The sequence below is a fragment of the Rhizobium sp. BT03 genome (assembly GCF_030053155.1).
Lineage (GTDB): Bacteria > Pseudomonadota > Alphaproteobacteria > Rhizobiales > Rhizobiaceae > Rhizobium.
Genome location: NZ_CP125643.1, coordinates 138,230 through 154,052, shown reverse-complemented (window position 1 = coordinate 154,052; position 15,823 = coordinate 138,230). Strand labels below are relative to the sequence as shown.

14 protein-coding genes and 5 pseudogenes are annotated in these 15,823 nt (G+C 56.0%); 8 read left to right on the top strand and 11 right to left on the bottom strand.

Going from position 1 to position 15,823, the window contains the following annotated elements:
* The 6 genes and pseudogenes from nodS (at position 1) to QMO80_RS28050 (ending at position 3,703) form a co-directional block, all read left to right on the top strand.
* Complete coding sequence (nodS, locus tag QMO80_RS28075) at positions 1 to 618, top strand: nodulation methyltransferase NodS (protein ID WP_011053463.1); 618 nt, start codon at positions 1 to 3, stop codon at positions 616 to 618.
* A 35-nt stretch (positions 619 to 653) separates the two neighbouring features.
* Positions 654 to 857, top strand: a pseudogene (locus QMO80_RS28070) (carbamoyltransferase N-terminal domain-containing protein); the annotation flags it as partial.
* Positions 858 to 986: 129 nt separating this feature from the next.
* Positions 987 to 1,274, top strand: a pseudogene (locus QMO80_RS28065) (carbamoyltransferase C-terminal domain-containing protein); the annotation flags it as partial.
* A 99-nt stretch (positions 1,275 to 1,373) separates the two neighbouring features.
* Positions 1,374 to 2,288 (top strand): nodulation factor ABC transporter ATP-binding protein NodI, encoded by a 915-nt coding sequence (gene nodI / locus QMO80_RS28060; RefSeq protein ID WP_010024000.1) that lies wholly within the window; start codon positions 1,374 to 1,376, stop codon positions 2,286 to 2,288.
* Positions 2,289 to 2,291: 3 nt separating this feature from the next.
* Positions 2,292 to 3,080 (top strand): ABC transporter permease, encoded by a 789-nt coding sequence (locus tag QMO80_RS28055; protein ID WP_011053461.1) that lies wholly within the window; start codon positions 2,292 to 2,294, stop codon positions 3,078 to 3,080.
* Between the two features lie 206 nt (positions 3,081 to 3,286).
* Positions 3,287 to 3,703, top strand: coding sequence for a cupin domain-containing protein (locus QMO80_RS28050; RefSeq protein WP_010020624.1), 417 nt, complete (start codon positions 3,287 to 3,289; stop codon positions 3,701 to 3,703).
* Between the two features lie 352 nt (positions 3,704 to 4,055).
* Here the strand turns inward: QMO80_RS28050 and nodD1 are convergent, their stop codons facing one another.
* From nodD1 to QMO80_RS28005, 9 genes and pseudogenes are all read right to left on the bottom strand, one after another.
* The gene (gene nodD1, locus QMO80_RS28045) at positions 4,056 to 4,994 is read right to left on the bottom strand and encodes a transcriptional regulator NodD1 (RefSeq protein ID WP_029532439.1); all 939 of its coding nucleotides are present in this window, start codon (positions 4,992 to 4,994) and stop codon (positions 4,056 to 4,058) included.
* Positions 4,995 to 5,162: 168 nt separating this feature from the next.
* Positions 5,163 to 5,495 (bottom strand): nodulation protein NolE, encoded by a 333-nt coding sequence (gene nolE, locus QMO80_RS28040; protein ID WP_010022281.1) that lies wholly within the window; start codon positions 5,493 to 5,495, stop codon positions 5,163 to 5,165.
* 388 nt (positions 5,496 to 5,883) lie between these two features.
* Positions 5,884 to 6,553 (bottom strand): annotated as a pseudogene (gene istB / locus QMO80_RS28035) (IS21-like element helper ATPase IstB); the annotation flags it as partial.
* Positions 6,554 to 6,566: 13 nt separating this feature from the next.
* A pseudogene (locus QMO80_RS28030) lies at positions 6,567 to 6,861 on the bottom strand (transposase); the annotation flags it as partial.
* 487 nt (positions 6,862 to 7,348) lie between these two features.
* Positions 7,349 to 7,699 carry an IS5/IS1182 family transposase gene (locus QMO80_RS28025; protein ID WP_011053457.1) on the bottom strand — a complete coding sequence of 117 codons (351 nt, stop codon included), beginning with the start codon at positions 7,697 to 7,699 and terminating at the stop codon, positions 7,349 to 7,351.
* A gap of 3 nt (positions 7,700 to 7,702) precedes the next feature.
* Positions 7,703 to 8,134, bottom strand: coding sequence for an IS5 family transposase (locus QMO80_RS28020; RefSeq protein ID WP_283201251.1), 432 nt, complete (start codon positions 8,132 to 8,134; stop codon positions 7,703 to 7,705).
* Positions 8,135 to 8,193: 59 nt separating this feature from the next.
* On the bottom strand, positions 8,194 to 8,589 hold the full coding sequence (locus tag QMO80_RS28015) for an FkbM family methyltransferase (protein WP_011053455.1): 396 nt from the start codon (positions 8,587 to 8,589) through the stop codon (positions 8,194 to 8,196).
* Positions 8,590 to 8,783: 194 nt separating this feature from the next.
* Positions 8,784 to 10,841, bottom strand: a complete 2,058-nt coding sequence (locus QMO80_RS28010) for a carbamoyltransferase (RefSeq protein WP_011053454.1) — start codon at positions 10,839 to 10,841, stop codon at positions 8,784 to 8,786.
* 760 nt (positions 10,842 to 11,601) lie between these two features.
* The gene (locus QMO80_RS28005; protein WP_011053452.1) at positions 11,602 to 12,018 is read right to left on the bottom strand and encodes a hypothetical protein; all 417 of its coding nucleotides are present in this window, start codon (positions 12,016 to 12,018) and stop codon (positions 11,602 to 11,604) included.
* Positions 12,019 to 12,193: 175 nt separating this feature from the next.
* On the opposite strand from QMO80_RS28005, the gene QMO80_RS28000 reads away from it, so the two are divergent.
* Both QMO80_RS28000 and QMO80_RS27995 read left to right on the top strand, forming a co-directional pair.
* Positions 12,194 to 12,868, top strand: a complete 675-nt coding sequence (locus QMO80_RS28000) for a transcriptional regulator (RefSeq protein WP_283201254.1) — start codon at positions 12,194 to 12,196, stop codon at positions 12,866 to 12,868.
* Positions 12,869 to 12,996: 128 nt separating this feature from the next.
* Positions 12,997 to 13,536, top strand: coding sequence for a hypothetical protein (locus QMO80_RS27995; RefSeq protein WP_004679185.1), 540 nt, complete (start codon positions 12,997 to 12,999; stop codon positions 13,534 to 13,536).
* Positions 13,537 to 14,086: 550 nt separating this feature from the next.
* On the opposite strand, the gene hemN is transcribed toward QMO80_RS27995, so the two are convergent.
* Together hemN and QMO80_RS27985 are read right to left on the bottom strand one after the other, a co-directional pair.
* Complete coding sequence (gene hemN, locus QMO80_RS27990) at positions 14,087 to 15,433, bottom strand: oxygen-independent coproporphyrinogen III oxidase (RefSeq protein WP_080712026.1); 1,347 nt, start codon at positions 15,431 to 15,433, stop codon at positions 14,087 to 14,089.
* A gap of 88 nt (positions 15,434 to 15,521) precedes the next feature.
* A pseudogene (locus QMO80_RS27985) lies at positions 15,522 to 15,719 on the bottom strand (hypothetical protein); the annotation flags it as partial.
* Between the last annotated feature and the right edge of the window lie 104 nt (positions 15,720 to 15,823).

Genomic DNA, 15,823 nt, shown 5'->3' with positions numbered 1-15,823 from the left:
GTGAACGAGTTGACACAGAGCGACAATTATCAATTGCTGAATCGGGAACTGGCTGCACCCGATCCATGGGGACTCGACGCCAATCCATTCGAGCGTGAGCGTCACACGCAAATGCTCCGCTTGGCGCTTGCCCAGGGATCCATCTCAAGTGCGCTCGAAGTGGGATGCGCTGCCGGCGCATTTACGGTGCAGCTAGCCCCCCACTGCAAACGGCTCACCGTGATCGATGTTGTGCCTCAGGCTATAGAAAGATCGCGTCGACGCATAAGGGGTTCTCCGCACATCAGCTGGATAGTCTCTGATGTTCAACAGTTTTCACCTGACGAGAGGTTTGATCTGATCGTTGTGGCGGAAGTGCTCTACTACATCGGAGGAATAGCCGAGATGAGAGGGGCTGTTCGGAATTTAGTGCGGATGCTTGCGCCAGATGGATATCTGGTTTTCGGATCGGCGCGCGACGCCAACTGTCGTCGCTGGGGCCACGTTGCTGGTGCTGAGACGATCCTCGGCATGCTGAACGAAACTTTGCTCGAGGTAGAGCGGCTTGAGTGTCGGGGTGAGTCGGTCAACGAAGATTGCTTGCTCGCCTGTTTCCGAAATCCGTTTTCTGCCTCCTAACGGCTCAACCCTCGACGTTCAGACATGGAGACACTATGCGCATCTGTGGTATCAAATTGACCCATGACGGAGCGGACGCGCTTGTCGAGGATGGGTGGCTCGCCTTCTGCGTCGAGCAGGAGAAGCGGGGCAGCAACCCGCGATATGAAACTGTCGACAATCTCGACGCGATTGGCGCCGCTTTGGCGCAACACGGTCCGGATCCACGCGTTCTTGATCAAATCATCATCGACGGCTGGGGTGCAATGCTGAAAGTTCTCTCGAATCCGTCGAGGGCTCCGGTCTCGTTCCAATGACAGGGCATTTCCCTGCAAGAACTATCCTCGTGATAGGTGCCGCGCGGCCACCGCAGCCCGTGGCTCCGCCTCGTGGCGCCGATCTGCCTGGAGGACCCGTGCGCCTTATATAGTCAGCCCTCGAACTCCGGATTGCGAAATGTTGTTTAACCATCAGACCCGGATGAGATGCCAGGACAGAATTCCGGCTGTTGTCCATCTCGATGAATCTGCACGATTTCAGACCATCCCAGGCACTCTCTCCGTGAAGGCGCCGAGCTACTCTTCGAATGTAACAAGCTCAGGGACATTCGGCTGCTCTGCAACACGAGTGCCAATTACCACGGACGAGGCGTTTTCCCGGATTCTGCTGCAGCCCTTTAATGGAGACGCAATGAACACATACGGTGCGATGGACCAGGAAGAACCCAACCAACCGAAGAAATGCCGGTCAACGGCGCCCGACGGTCAGATGAGCGCATGTTCATGACCGCAATAGATTTTTCCGACGTAAGTAAGACATATGGCGACAAGGCCGTGGTCAGCGCGCTATCGTTCCGCGTTTCCCCGGGGGAATGCTTCGGGCTGCTTGGACCGAACGGCGCGGGCAAGAGCACGATCGCACGCATGATCCTTGGCATGACAGCCCCTGATGCGGGGAAGATTACCGTGCTCGGCGTGCCGGTGCCTGCCCAGGCTCGCTTGGCGCGAAAGGGTATCGGCGTGGTGCCGCAATTCGACAACCTTGAGCCTGAATTCACTGTGCGCGAGAATCTGCTGGTCTACAGCCGCTACTTCGGCATGAATACACGCAAAGTCGAGGCGGTCATGTCGTCGCTCCTTGAGTTTGCACGCCTAGAGAGCAAGGTGAATGCGCGTGTGTCTGAACTTTCAGGCGGCATGAAGCGGCGCCTGACGCTAGCGCGTGCGTTGATCAATGACCCGCAGCTACTTGTCATGGACGAGCCGACCACCGGTCTCGACCCGCACGCGCGCCACCTGATCTGGGAGCGCCTGCGTTCCCTGCTTACGCGCGGCAAAACGATCATCTTGACCACCCATTTCATGGAAGAAGCCGAACGGTTATGCGATCGACTCTGCGTACTCGAAGGAGGTCGCAGCATTGCCGAAGGGCGTCCGCATGACCTGATCGATGAACTGATCGGGTGCGAAGTCATTGAGATCTACGGCGGCGATCCGCATGAGTTGGAATCGCTGGTCGGGCCATATGCCGATCGCATCGAAATTAGCGGCGAGACCCTTTTTTGCTATGTGTCCGACCCGGAGCAGGTGCGTGTGCGGTTACGGCAGCGCGCGGGCTTGCGCATTCTGCAGCGTCCGCCGAATCTTGAGGATGTATTTTTGCGGTTGACCGGGCGCGAGATGGAGAAGTGAACGATGGATGAAGGTTGTGCTGCGGCTCTGCCCGCCAACGCTTTTAACTGGATTGCGATATGGCGACGCAACTATCTGGCATGGAAGAAAGTAGCACTTGCGTCAATTGTTGGAAGTCTGGCCGATCCTATGATCTACCTGTTTGGCCTCGGCCTTGGCCTCGGAATTATTGTGGGTCGCGTTGACGGCACAACCTACGTTGCATTCTTGGCGGGCGGCATGGTGGCGACAAGCGCGATGACGTCTGCGACGTTCGAGACGATTTACGCGGCCTTTACGCGAATGCACGCCCAACGCACCTGGGAAGCCATGCTCTACACACAAATGACACTTGGGGACATCATCCTGGGTGAGTTGGCATGGGCAGCGAGCAAGGCATTTCTTGCCGGTACGGGAATCATAATCGTCGCCACCGTGCTAGGCTATGCGACGTGGCCATCAGTCGTCTATGTGCTGCCAATTATCATGCTCACTGGATTTGCATTCGCGAGCCTTGCGATGGTAGTCACGGCGCTTGCGCCCAGTTACGAGTATTTCATTTTTTACCAGACGCTCGTCCTCACACCAATGCTGTTCTTGTGCGGCGCGGTGTTTCCAATCACGCAACTGCCCCAGACTTTTCAGCAGGTAGCGCAGTTCTTGCCTCTAGCGCATGCGATCGACCTCATACGCCCGGCAATGCTTGGGCGCCCCGCGAGCAGCATGGGCCTGCATATAGGCGCGCTTTGCATCTACGCGCTTTTGCCGTTCTTCCTGTCGGCAGCGCTGTTGCGTCGGCGCCTGATGTCTTGACGCCACTCGCCACCACGCCAGGAGGGGTATTGCGATGCAGTGTCTTGAAAAGACCCGCAGAGCTCTGAAGATAATCATCATAGTCCGGGAACAAACGAACCCATGTCGGCGCCGGCGAGACGATGCAGGTTTTTCGCTCTGCAACTGGCCGAACTCGGAAGCAAACACCCTTCAGGAAGATCCGGCGTGTATCAGGAGAAAAGCAAATGAAGGTCATCTCAATCGCTACGGCGCTCTTTGCTCTGGCGTGTCCCGCGAACGCGTTCGAAAACAAAGCGGTCGCGGCTACGCTTATCTTAAGGACCGATCGTACGATTGCCGGTCAGCCCATCATCGTTCCACGGAAGGATGTCGAGGTCATCGCTTCGATTTATGAGATTGCGCCCGGTGCGACGTTACCAATTCATCAGCATCGCTATCAGCGCTATGGCTATGTGCTTTCGGGGGAGATCACGGTCACCAATACAGAATCTGGGAAAGAAAGCATTTTCACGGCAGGGGATTTTATCGTCGAGTCCTGGGGCATATGGCATAAAGGGGCGAACAACGGCACCGAGCCGGTAAAGCTGCTCGTGATCGATCAGGTGGAAAAGGGCAGTGAGAATGTTCTGCCGCAAAAATAAAGACGTTGAGGTATTACCGGAGGGCAATCTGGCGCCACGGCTCGGATGTGGTGAACCCGTCCCATATTAGGGGTTGGTTTGCCGCTCCTTGCTAATGTCGATTGGAGCTGCGTGAACCTTCGACTTGCGTCGTCGACAAACTGTCGAGGAGGTTGTTTCATTGGTCGGCTGAACGGCGGGCGTAGGAGAGCATCTGTCCAGTTCCTCCATACTTGGTCGTCAGTCAGCGCGGCTGTTGGGCCAGCGGCGACAGGATCATCGATCATCCGTGAGACTGTAGCGGCGGCGTTTCAAAGAGGCTCCTCATTCCGACGCCATGAATCACGCCGAACGACAAAACCACGAAAGAATGCTAGGAAATCCTGAGACGTCTCATTACCTCATGGGGCGAAGGCATGCGGGATGCTTCCTGGCATAGCACGTCCCGCATCCAGAGGCTTGCCTGATCACTATTGTGAAGCGCGGGCCATTGGAGGGCCTGTGTGAACGCGGGCAAAGGTAGCGGAAGGTCAGCGATCCGCAGGGGTATTGTCTTTTCGAGCTGCTTGACCAGGCGTAAGGGCATTGTCGCTATGCGCTCGGTCCCTGAAAGCATGAACGGAACCATGCTGAAGCCCTGCACGACTACTTCGACATGTCTCTTAAGCCCGTGCCCAAGCAAACACCATTCCTCGATGGAAGCAGCGTTCCCAAACTTCACCACAACGTGCCCCATCGACATATACCTCTCGAGTGTAAGTTGCTCCGAGAGTAGCTTGTTCGAGCGGCAGCCCACGCACACGAGGGTCTCCTCGAATAACGCCACCTTAGGATGTGCGCGCGACATGAGCAATTCCGGAAAGATGAGAAAATCGGCGTCACCGCGCCGCAAGTAATCATCGTAGTTATCGGCGATCGGCAGCAACTCGAAGCTGACGGCGGGCGCTTCTCGGGCGACACGCGTCACGACCTTTTCAAAAAAAACGAGTGCGGCGTAATCGGAAAGAATGACTCTGAAGCAGCGATCCGATTGAGCAGGGCAAAACGGATCCCAGGATATGATCGAAACCTGGATGTGAAGCAGAGCCTCGCGGACCGAAGGCGCGAGCCGCTCCGCACGCGGGGTTGGAACGAGTTCGCGACCGACCATGGTAAAAAGGTCGTCATTGAAATAGGTGCGTAACCTGCCGACGGCCGCGCTCATGGCCGGTTGGCTCAAGTTGATGCTGCGCGCTGCCGCCGTGAGATTACGCTCGGTCATCAAGGCGTCGAGTGCGACGAGGAGATTCAGATCAAGGCCCTTGAACCGCATGTCTTCATCCATAGCGAGGTGGCGAGATAAAAGGTGAAAAGGCTTGGTCTCGCAGTGTGCGGCGCCACGAGAGATCAGCAAGCAAAGGGTCGCCTAAAATTGAGAAAGTATCGATGTTCCAGCCGCCGTGGCTTTGATGGTCTTACTGCTACCTTCAACCGACACGATTCAGTGGTGCCTGATCATTCTGGCGAGTAGCAGTGTTTTCCGCGGATAAAGGTTTCGGTCTGCGACGTCGATCACTTCGGCGCCTTCAATATGTACTTCGGGGGGTAAGACGCACTCGTAGCACTCACCTTCTTCGGCAGGAGTATCTTGGCAATTGAAGTCTTGAGTGTGCTCCGCTGAATGGGCTTTGTCAGCACCATTCAGGTTTGCGCGGGGGTCACTTGCCGCCGGGCCACAATCTTGGTTACGATCATCTGCTGCAAGTGACGGCCCGGCCCGCAATGTCAATGCGAGCAACGCTGCAACGATGACGTAGTAACCAATAACCTTCATGAGACGTTTCCTTTCTTCGACTAAGGCCAGGCGATACCAGGTAGGATTGATGCCATTCCCGCCGCCAGTGCTTCGGGGCTACAGGCGTTGTTGGATTGGTTGAGAGCCTTTCAACGGATCATACCCGGTGGAGTGGAGACGGCCGTCTATGGAGCATCCGCGAAAATTGGTGAAATCTATTGTTTAAATGCGAGTCATCCATTTGATGCATGTAGACGACGTCTTGCCTGCCCGAGCCAACAAGTGTCGCCAAACCCACTGTTTTCAGGGGCGCCTTTTCACCCAGTCCTTCTATCCTCAGTGGGCTTGCGCATGTCGTTGCCGCCATCCCCTTCATCCGGGATAGCAAAGGGCGCCGCGTGCGGGAGGGACACCCCTGCGTCTCCCGTCAGGCTACGACATTTTGTTCGATCGGCTGCCTTGTATGGAGAAGACCGGATTCCTGACGTTTCAGTGTCATCGTTTGCAATGAGATAGAGGTAATGGCCGCAAGCCGGCTGGGTCGACCACGTTTAGCTTCCATCGCGGAACGTCGCCATTAGCTTTCGACGTTCATTTCGAATGATCGTAGCGTGATGAACAAGTCGGTCCACCGCGGCAAGCGTCATGGCCGGGTCCGGAAAGACGCGGTTCCATTCTCCAAAGGGCTGATTGGCGGTGATGATGATGGACCGCCGCTCATATCTTGGGAGATGAGTTCGAAGAGCACGCGGGTTTCGGCCTGGTCCTGGTGACGTAGGCCAGGTCGTCGAGGATAAGCAGATCGAACTTGTCGAGCTTTGCGACGGCGGATTCGATCTGGAGTTCACGCCGTGCGACCTGCAGTTTCTGGACGAGGTCGGTCGTGCGAGTGAACAGCACCCGCCAACCGTTCTCGATCAGCGCGAGGTCGAGGGCCGCGGCGAGATGGCTCTTTCCGCCGCCCGGCGGACCGAACATGAGGATATTGGCACCTTTCGCGACCCAGCTGTCGCAGCGGCAATGGCCATGACCTGGGCCTTGGAGACCATAGGGACTGCATCAAAATCAAAGCTGTCGAGCGTCTTTTCCGGTGGCAGGTTTCGCCTGGGCAAAATACGCCGACGCTTTGCGCAGAATCTCGTTGGCCTGACGAAGCTCGCGGCTCTCCCGCTCAAGAGCATTCATATTCTCGGCGACATCGTTCGGCCGGCCTGCTCGCTTACCGCTATCGACCTCGGTCTTCTTCACCCATTCGTGCAGCGTGCGTGGCCGGCGAGCAGCCGATCTTGGCCGCGATAGATGAAACGGCAGCCCACCGCGCGGGGTGCTCGGCTTCGTGATCCAGCACCATGCGGATGGCACGCTCACGGACTTCAGGCGAGAATTTGTTCGTTGTCTTGCTCATATCGGCTCCAATCTCTCATGAGTTGAAGCCTCCGGCAAACTCGGCGCGGTTCTTGAATCCCAAAAAGGGAACCGGCTATAGGCTTGTGTTTTTAAGCAAAACGTCACCCTCCACTCCTAGGTCCTGTTGACAAAGTCAGCAGTGATAATGCGATAAGATGGCTCCTAACGGAGGATTTGATGTCTGGAGCTGATCGGGAAATACGACTTCGACTTAGTGTGCAACGCGCCTTGCTCGGGGCCGTATCATCGACGCTCGCCGCCGTTACGTGTGGCTGGAGTGGCAACGAGATTGTCCTCGAATTCTTGGTCGATCCCGATTTCAGCGATGATGACCGCGAACGCATGGAGGTAGTCGCATCCGAGGTCATCTCGGATTTCGGTTATGAAACAATAATGACTGTCTTCACATCCCCACCATCGGATGGACCGAAGGTTCCGGTTGATAGGCGATGGTGGGCTTACAGGCGATTTGAGCCATTGCTGGGCTAAAGGCGTTCCATGAAGTGCGGCAGCCAGATTTTTGCGGCGGCCAGCAAAAGGAACGCTTCGAAGGAAGTTCGGGTCTTGTCGTAACGGGTGGCAATCCGTCGGAACTGTTTGAGCCGGTTGAACATTCGTTCGATGCGGTTGCGGTCTTTATAAACTTTGAAGTCGCAGGAAGGCGGGTCTTTCCGGTTCGCTTTTGGCGGAATCACGGGCCGAATGCCGTGGATCAGCAACTCTTCGCGGGCGGAGTCGCCGTCGTAGCCCTTGTCAGCAAGGAATGATTTAGGTTTGCCAACGGGTATGGTAAGAAGCGCTGGAACGGCGCTAGCTATAATTAGAAGCCTCGCCACCTGTCAGGACAAAGCCGAGAGGACGTCCCTGACCGTCTGCGCGGGCATGGACTTTTGTCGTAAAGCCGCCGCGTGATCGACCAAAACCCTCCTTATAAGTCCCCCTTTAGCGCCCGCAGCCTGCGAATGGCCGCGAACCGTGGTGCTGTCAATCATATGTTGCCAGTCATGGGTCAATCCAAGTTCGACAAGCGTTTCCAGAAGTGCGTCCCAAACACCTTGTTCGGCCCAGCGGCGGAAACGAACATAGACCGAATTCCACTTTCCATATCGCTCGTGCATATCGCGCCACGGACAGCCGACGCGCAGAACATGGAGCATCCCGTTAAAAAAGCGGCGGTTGTCGTGGGATGGCCGAGACTTGCGACCACGCTCGGTCGGCAATAGCGGTTCGACAATCCGCCATTCCTCATCACTCAAATCGCCTCGTGCCATAGCTGCTTCCTAAAAAGCAGTCTTGAATCACGCCTAGGCTGATTTGGGAATCCACTTTGTCAACAGGACCTAGTCTCAACCGAAATCGGAGGGTCAAACCGAACCCACTCGTACTCAGAAAGATGGTTCTTGGGACGGCGTATCGAGCCCGAGAGATCCCATTCCTTAGCGCTGTCATTGCCATTGCTGGGATGAAACTCGATCATCCCGTTTCGGTCGCTGATCGCAACCTCGGATAGCCTCATCCGATCCCGATCAGAACCCATTTTCTCCTTGAAGCGTGCAGCGGCTCTGGGGTCTGGCTCAAAGCAATAGAGCTGGGCGCTCGGAAGAAGGCGCAGAAAGCGTTGAGCATCGCTTCCGTCATTGCACCCAATGTCAAAGATTACAGGGTTAGGCTTATCGAGAAGCGAAACGATCTGTCGATGTACGTTTAACTCACACACCGGATCCATCACAGTCTCCTTAACTTTTCGAAGTGCCCCTGCTGAACGAGCTCGGACAGGATATCACTGAAATACCGAGCCATTTGGCCCTTCTTTCGACATGGTTGTTGACGCGTCGCCGTGCGATTAGGTGGGCACGGCGCATTGTCGGTCGCGGGCTTTGCTATTCGCGAGTTTGTTTGGCGTAACGACGCGACCCCAAGCTATGCTGAAAGCCCACTAGTCACCGAGGCCTCAGCGGGGACGGATACCTGTGATTTGCGGCCACGTACCGGGCTTAAGCATATGCAACGCTGCTCCCAAATCTGCCGAAGTTCATTTAGGAAAGTCTCACGACTACCTGAAACAGGCGCGATTCCATCCAAAATGTCGCCAACCAGGGCTTCTCCCTCAATCCTAATTAGCTGTTCAAACAACTCCGGTGAAATACGCACGGCCTGCAGGCTGGAGGCGCCTGTGCGGATCTCACATACAGTCTCTTGCCGATCCAGGGTGGAATATGCACGCGCCTGATGGAGACTTGCGTAAGGTGGCAAGGAAACTGCTAGTTTATTCCACTCCTCCATCGTTGAGATTCGCTTCTTGACGAGAAATGGACCGATCACAAGTGCATCCAGGTCGGTCGTCAAAAAAGTCGTTACGGCATCCCTAACCGAATCCACTACCGGCTCGGCGTTGTTGTTAAACGACGTGTTGAGCAAGATCGGAACGCCGGTTCGCTTCCCGAAAGCATTGATTAGCTCCCAATATGCGGGATTTGTCTCGCGTGACACTGTCTGCAAACGAGCCGTACCATCTACGTGCGTGATGGCGCCTAGCGAACTACGCTTGGGTTCGCGCACAGACACTACGAAATTCATAAAAGGAAATTTGCGCAAGGTACCTGGCAGATCAAAAAATTCCACGGCGTCCTCCTCCAATACCGAGGGAGCAAATGGGCGGTAGCCTTCCCGCTTCTTGACCATCATATTAATTCGATCCTTGTTTGACGCCGGCCTCGGATCAGCAAGAATACTCCGGTTGCCTAGCGCCCGTGGACCGAACTCCGAACGCCCCTGCACCCAGGCGATCACGGCGCCATCCGCAATCCATTCGGCTGCTTTGCCTGTCACGTCATCACTCCGTTCAATTTCGAGATGCTGGCCCCAAGCAAAAAGTTCCTCCTCCACGCTTCCTTCGCTCTCCAGGTCGGGTCCCCAATAGACGTTTTGCAAACGCTCACGAGGTGCCGGATGCCCCAGATCATGAGACGCCATCAATGCGGCGCCTAGTGCGCAGCCAGCGTCATGGGCAGCCGGTTGCACGAAGATGTCGTCAAACATCCCCGAGTACAGCAGCTTGCCATTCAAAGTGCAGTTGTGAGCCACTCCTCCGGCCAAACACAGTCGTTCGATGCCCGTAACCTTGGTGTAATGCCGTAGGACGTGGAACACGATCCGTTCCAGTGCTTCCTGCAGTGAAGCACTCACATCTTTATGCTGCTGCGTGAACGGCATGCCTTTCTGGCGTATTTGAATGTTACTGAGCAACGTAGGACCAACTCGGTCGAGATGGACCCGATAACCACCGTCGTCTAGGAGTTCGTAAAATTGTTCGAAGATCTCGCGGTACGAAGCGGGATTGCCGTAAGGTGCCAGACCCATGATCTTATATTCATCGAACGCGCCATAACCTAGGTAGCGGATCGTTTCCAAGTATAGCAGCCCTAGAGAATCATTCTCCGGAAATGTCACGAGTGGCTCAATCTCCGTGCTGGAACCAATCGCCAAAAGCCCCGAAAGAAAGTCTCCACCGCCGTCAATTGAGAGGACCAAACTTCGCTCGAAGCCCGACATGAAAAACGAGCTCACCGCGTGCGACATATGGTGGCTCACGAACGACACACGTGAGGGATCAATTTCGGCACCAAATTCTTGCCCGAGTAATCCGCACAACAACAGTCTCGCGTCCGGTATTGGGGTACTTGGGTGAGAGAGGCGCACGCGCTCGAGCACAGCGTTGCAATAGGCCTCGGTCGCATAATACGCGATGCGGTCGATGTCGCTCAGGTGAACACCTGCAGATGCGAGGCAATATTGAATCGAACGCGTTGGTAACTTGTTGGAGTGCTTGATCCGGTTAAGGCGCTCCTCCTCGACCGCCGCTATCACTCGCCCGTCGCGAACGAGAACCGCAGCCCCATCGTGCATAAAGGTGTTCGGTAGATCGAACGAATTTTCGTAGACTCTGCTTAGACCGCCACTGAGCCCTAGACACAGCATGTTGCTCTCCAGTTCGTTTCGAAAGGTAGGTCGCTCTGGTCTGGCCACCGGCTTTCGCAGTTTCATAGGGTGGCGCTTGACAGTGCAGCTAGAGCTCACGGGTCGAAGCCGAAATCAGATCGTGACCGGATCGGTGAGATTGCCGACAATCGGCGCTAACAGAGCCCCAGACCGAAGCATTTGCGGCAGTAACGCCGCGTAACGTATCCACATTACCCAGTCCTTCATCTTTCCGCCCGACAGCCACAACGACGTTTGGTGGTCGCTGCAAAGGTCGCAGACCGTATCCTTGCAGCGGCGAGTGCGCCTGCGTTGGCTCCGAGGCATAGCACACAGAATTCCGCCGCCGGCCTCCGTCATTCGCATATGCGCCAGCACCGAACTCAGCTCCCACGCGGTGGGGCCGCCATTGATAATCACGTCGAACGGCGCCCACGGCGTGAGAACCGATCTGCAACAAACGCTAGAAGGGGAAGCAGTAGAAAGATGACCAGCGCGCGGTGAAGACGAATAGGAGGCGGCATCGACCGGGGCAAAAGTGCGTCCCGTGAGAGCCCACTGAAACGTCGAGAAGCAACGACCAAGATTCTACCCGATCACGTCGAGCGCAAGATAACGATCGAGACCAGGCAGCAGACCGACTGCCTCATCTCGTTTTCCCAGCACAGTCTCCACGGCACCCGAGGACCCATTTTAAGAACTCCGAATTACGGCTTTTACAAAACGCTTCTTCAGCGTCTTCTAATGGCAACCGTTTCGATCAGTAAAATCGATTGTTTGGATGGAATGCATTCACGAAAACGATGGCGTGACTCAGCAGTGAAGCGAGCGGCGACCCCATCCTTCTCTCTATGGCGGCCGTGTGCAAGGCAGATCCGCCTGTGACATTCGACCGACAAACTCCTCGTGTCTTGTCATAAAAGCAACACTCCTTCGCTACTCTTGTTTCAGCCGACAAAGCCAAGCCGCATGTTCGTCTCGGCACATCAATGAGCCTAATGGCGGCGCTAGCTGCAAGGAAACTGCGTTCGGTCTTGGTCAGCACCGCCGCTGCGAGTGCCGCGAAACGTGGGCCAAGCGCTTCAACATTTTCCCCGGCGTAAGTGCGCAGCATCTGGTCTTTGAAGCGCCAGCCGACGAAGGAGAAGCCTGGGTTGGTGCGCGGCTCCTTCACCACTTTAGGGACCGGGACGATAAATCGGCAGAGGCCGCGGTAACTCCAAAAAATAATGCGGCGCTAAAAAATTGGCCTCAGGCTAGACCGTGGGTATAGACTGGTAGTCCGGTAGGCGCTATTCGTGCTGTTCCAGCATAACATCAGCCACCCCGTGGATTCTCCAAGGCCTCTTATATTGAAAAAAGTGCAACGCAGTTTTGCCGTCGAGTACAAGAACGGCAGGCGAAAACTTGATGCCAGATCGAACTCGATCTGGGGCAATGTGGATCTAAAGTCAGTCGCGCGCGATCTAGAGGAAGAGGCATTGCCTTTTCTGTCAGGTAGCTCTCAGAGTGGCAAACCCGACAGCGAAATGTCTTTGCCGGAACAAGATCAGGCCGAGCAGTTGTTGACAGCGCCTCTCGGGCCGTCGACAACTGCATCAGATACACAGGAGATGAGCATGGCCGACGAGACTAATACGACAACCAAGGTCGATGGACAGACCGTTGTCGAAACGCCTAATGCGCCGAAGAAACAGCGCAAACCGCGCGCCAAAAAAGTCGCGGCACTCGAGACCGCGTTAGCTGACGCTACGGCAGAGCCGGCAGCTGCGCTGGCCGGGGACGGTGGTGTGAAGAGGAGAGGGCGCAAGACAAAGGCTATCGAAGCTGCGGCGAGCGCCAAACGCGCACCTGTGCGCCGTGCTCCGAAGGCGGTGCAGGCAGCGCCGGCTGCCCCGATGACGGCGAGCGATGAAATGGCAGACCTTTTGCAGTTGGAAGAGGAAAATCAGCGGCTGCGCAAGCTTCTTGCTGGAAAACTTCGCGCTGAAAATGAAGATCTGCGCAAACGGCTCAAGCTCGATTGATATAAGCAGCCGGTCAATAAGCGACCGGATCTACATTCTTATCGAGACAAACAATTCGGCAACGGTAATGCTGTTGCCGGACCCCAAACTCACTGCCTGCTTGCGGGATAAAACGCGAGGTCGGATAGATGGCGTCTCCCTGGAAACTTCTTGCCCGACTGATCTCACCGGGTCGCGAACAAAAGCGAGAAAACGGCTCGGACCAGAAGGTTACGCCGGACACATTGGCCATTGCCGGTCCGACCGAAACGCCTGCCGAGAAGAGCCTGATAAGCGCCGTTCGACCGGCAAGCGAGGGGCCTCCCCGTCACGGCCATTCTCCTGCAATTTCCACCGAGTTTGTTGTTTCTAAGGAAGTCGGAATCGGTGGCCACGATCAGGTCGAAGGCCAAGATGCCAAAAACGTTGAGGCGGCCGATCCACCTCCATTCGGCGGGCTTAGTACCGACATCGCCGCTGGGCACGATGCTACGAGGCTCGAGCGAACTCTCGAGGTCGCCCCGCGTAAGAAGGCATCAGCCGCGATTGCAAACGCTGCCCCGGCAGTTCACACTGCGGACCAGATGAGCCTCGACGAAGACATCAGGGTGCTCAGGAGGCAGCTAGCCAGAAAGCTAAGGCTGCAAAACGCGCAGTTGAGAACAATGCTGGAGCGGTTTGAACGGTGACCTGTCGCAGTGCAACAACCTGTCGCCCTGGGCATGTAGTGGAGCCAACGGCAGCATCACCTGTGTACGGCAAGGACAAATAATTGGGGTCCGAACACGGTCCCATTTCGTCGAGATCAACGACAAGAGTGTTTAGGCCATGTTCTAGGCATTTAACCGCGCTCGATCGCCACCGTGAACATCGAGCCTGCCGCAGGTTTCCTGGATGCGCGTCTCCGCCGCCTGCGCAATCGAAGCCGCATTGGTGGCGTCAAGCTGAACTGTCCGGGCGTCTGGTCCGTTTTGAACGAAGGTGTCGCCTGCTTCAAGTTGGCGCGCGCAACCGAGCCGGTGAAGCCGTGCTGCGCCAGACCTTTCACGATATTTGACGGCGGATTTCTTTGCCAGTGGCGAGAGCTGAACTGTGACGCGATCGAGACCGACACATGCCATGGACTGCGAATTCAGCGATCGATTTAAAATCGAGCAATTGGGGGCTTGCCTCCTGCCTAACATCTCGACGAACTCGAGCTCGATTAAGTGATCACTCCAAGGTCCTCCGTTTGCCAGTCTAGATCGGCTGGCGGCCAAGATAAGCATCGAACGCGGCAGCGACATGGCGAAGGGCAGAGCGACGTTCGTGCCGCACACTGACTAAACCGTTGTCAAACTCAACGATCCCATCCTCAGCCAGAATCTCTAGCTGCTTAGCTGAACTCACTAGATGGGTCTGATCAAATCCCTGAGCCGTACAGATTGCTGATATGTCCGCCTCCAAGTAGCACATGAGCTGTTCGATGATTGCAGCTCTTACGCGATCCTCGGTAGCTAAACGGTAGCCCCTTGAGATCGCCAAGCGGCCGGATGCTATGTGCCGGTTATAACAGCTTTGCGTGAGATCGTTTTGAACGTAACCGTCGCCGCAACGACCAATGGCGGACGCGCCCAAACCGATGACAGTTGAGCAGGTTTCGGCAGAGTAACCAAGCGAATTTCGGCGCAGACGACCAGCTCTCTGTGCTATTGCAAGCTCGTCATCCGGCAAAGCAAAATGGTCGAGACCAATTTGCAGATAGCCTGCTGCAACTAACGTATCGGCCATGGCTGAGGCCTGCTCAGCTCGCGCGGCTATATCGGGCAGTGCTGCTGTGTCAATCAAGCGCTGATTTTTTCGAAAAGATGGAACGTGGGAATAACCGAAAACCGCGAGGCGGTCGGGACGCATCGCAATAGCTAACATAGCGCTCTCGAGACAGGACTGGACGGTTTGGTTCGGCAAACCGAACATCAAGTCGAAATTGATACGCCTGACCCCATACAGGCGGAGGTTTTCGACGGCGGTCATCACTTGCGCCTCGCTCTGAATCCGGTTGATCGCTTTTTGTACGACGGGATCGAAGCTCTGCACACCGACGCTTGCGCGATTCACACCGGTTCTTTCTAGGGCTTCGGCCATATCGGTGGTGAACGTGCGCGGGTCGACCTCAACGGCAATGGTTGCACCTCGCTCAAGCGCAAAACGGCCGCGCAGGAGTTCCATTAGCGACAGGAAGTCTGCCGATGGCATAATGGTCGGGGATCCGCCGCCAAAGTGCACGTCACCCACGGAGAGTGCCTGCGGCACTTGCTCGGCGACCAGGCGGATTTCCTCGCGCAGCATTGCTAGATAATCGGTTATCAAAGTGTCCCGACGAGTGATGCTAGTCGGAAAACCACAATACCAGCACATCGAGCGGCAGAATGGAATGTGGAGATAGAGCGAGACAGCGTCATCAGTTCCCTGGCTTCTCAGCCATTGCTCATAAGTGTGGGCGCCGATTTCTGGAGAAAACTCCTGTATTGTTGGGTAGATAGTATACCAAGGCAACTGCGCCCCGCTATTTGTGTTCGGAACGAAAATCGACGACGGTGCGCGCAAAGACTTTCGCCTGCAGTCCGTGTCACGTTCACATACAATATTTGACACGTTTTTTTCCTTCGAAAGCGTGGTCCTATTGGGCACATGCCACGCCCGGAATGGACTTGATGTTCGATTTGACGTCGCATTCGGAAAGGGCCTTCGGCTCATCGCCAGGCTCGTCGCCGCTCGTTGCGACGCTGAGGTGCTTCTTGCGGCGCTTCGCCGCCTTGTCTGGATATTGCGCTAATACTTCCGCAATGAGCTGTTCATGCAAAACGCTGTCATTCTCGTAATCAAGGCTCATGGGCCCCTGCCCCCTTTCAAGGTTCGGGTTAGGTCGTCGTCGCCGAAGCGGCTTTCTTGGAAGGACGCGCTGGCGCAAGGGCCAGCGCGTCCTGTCGACAGCGG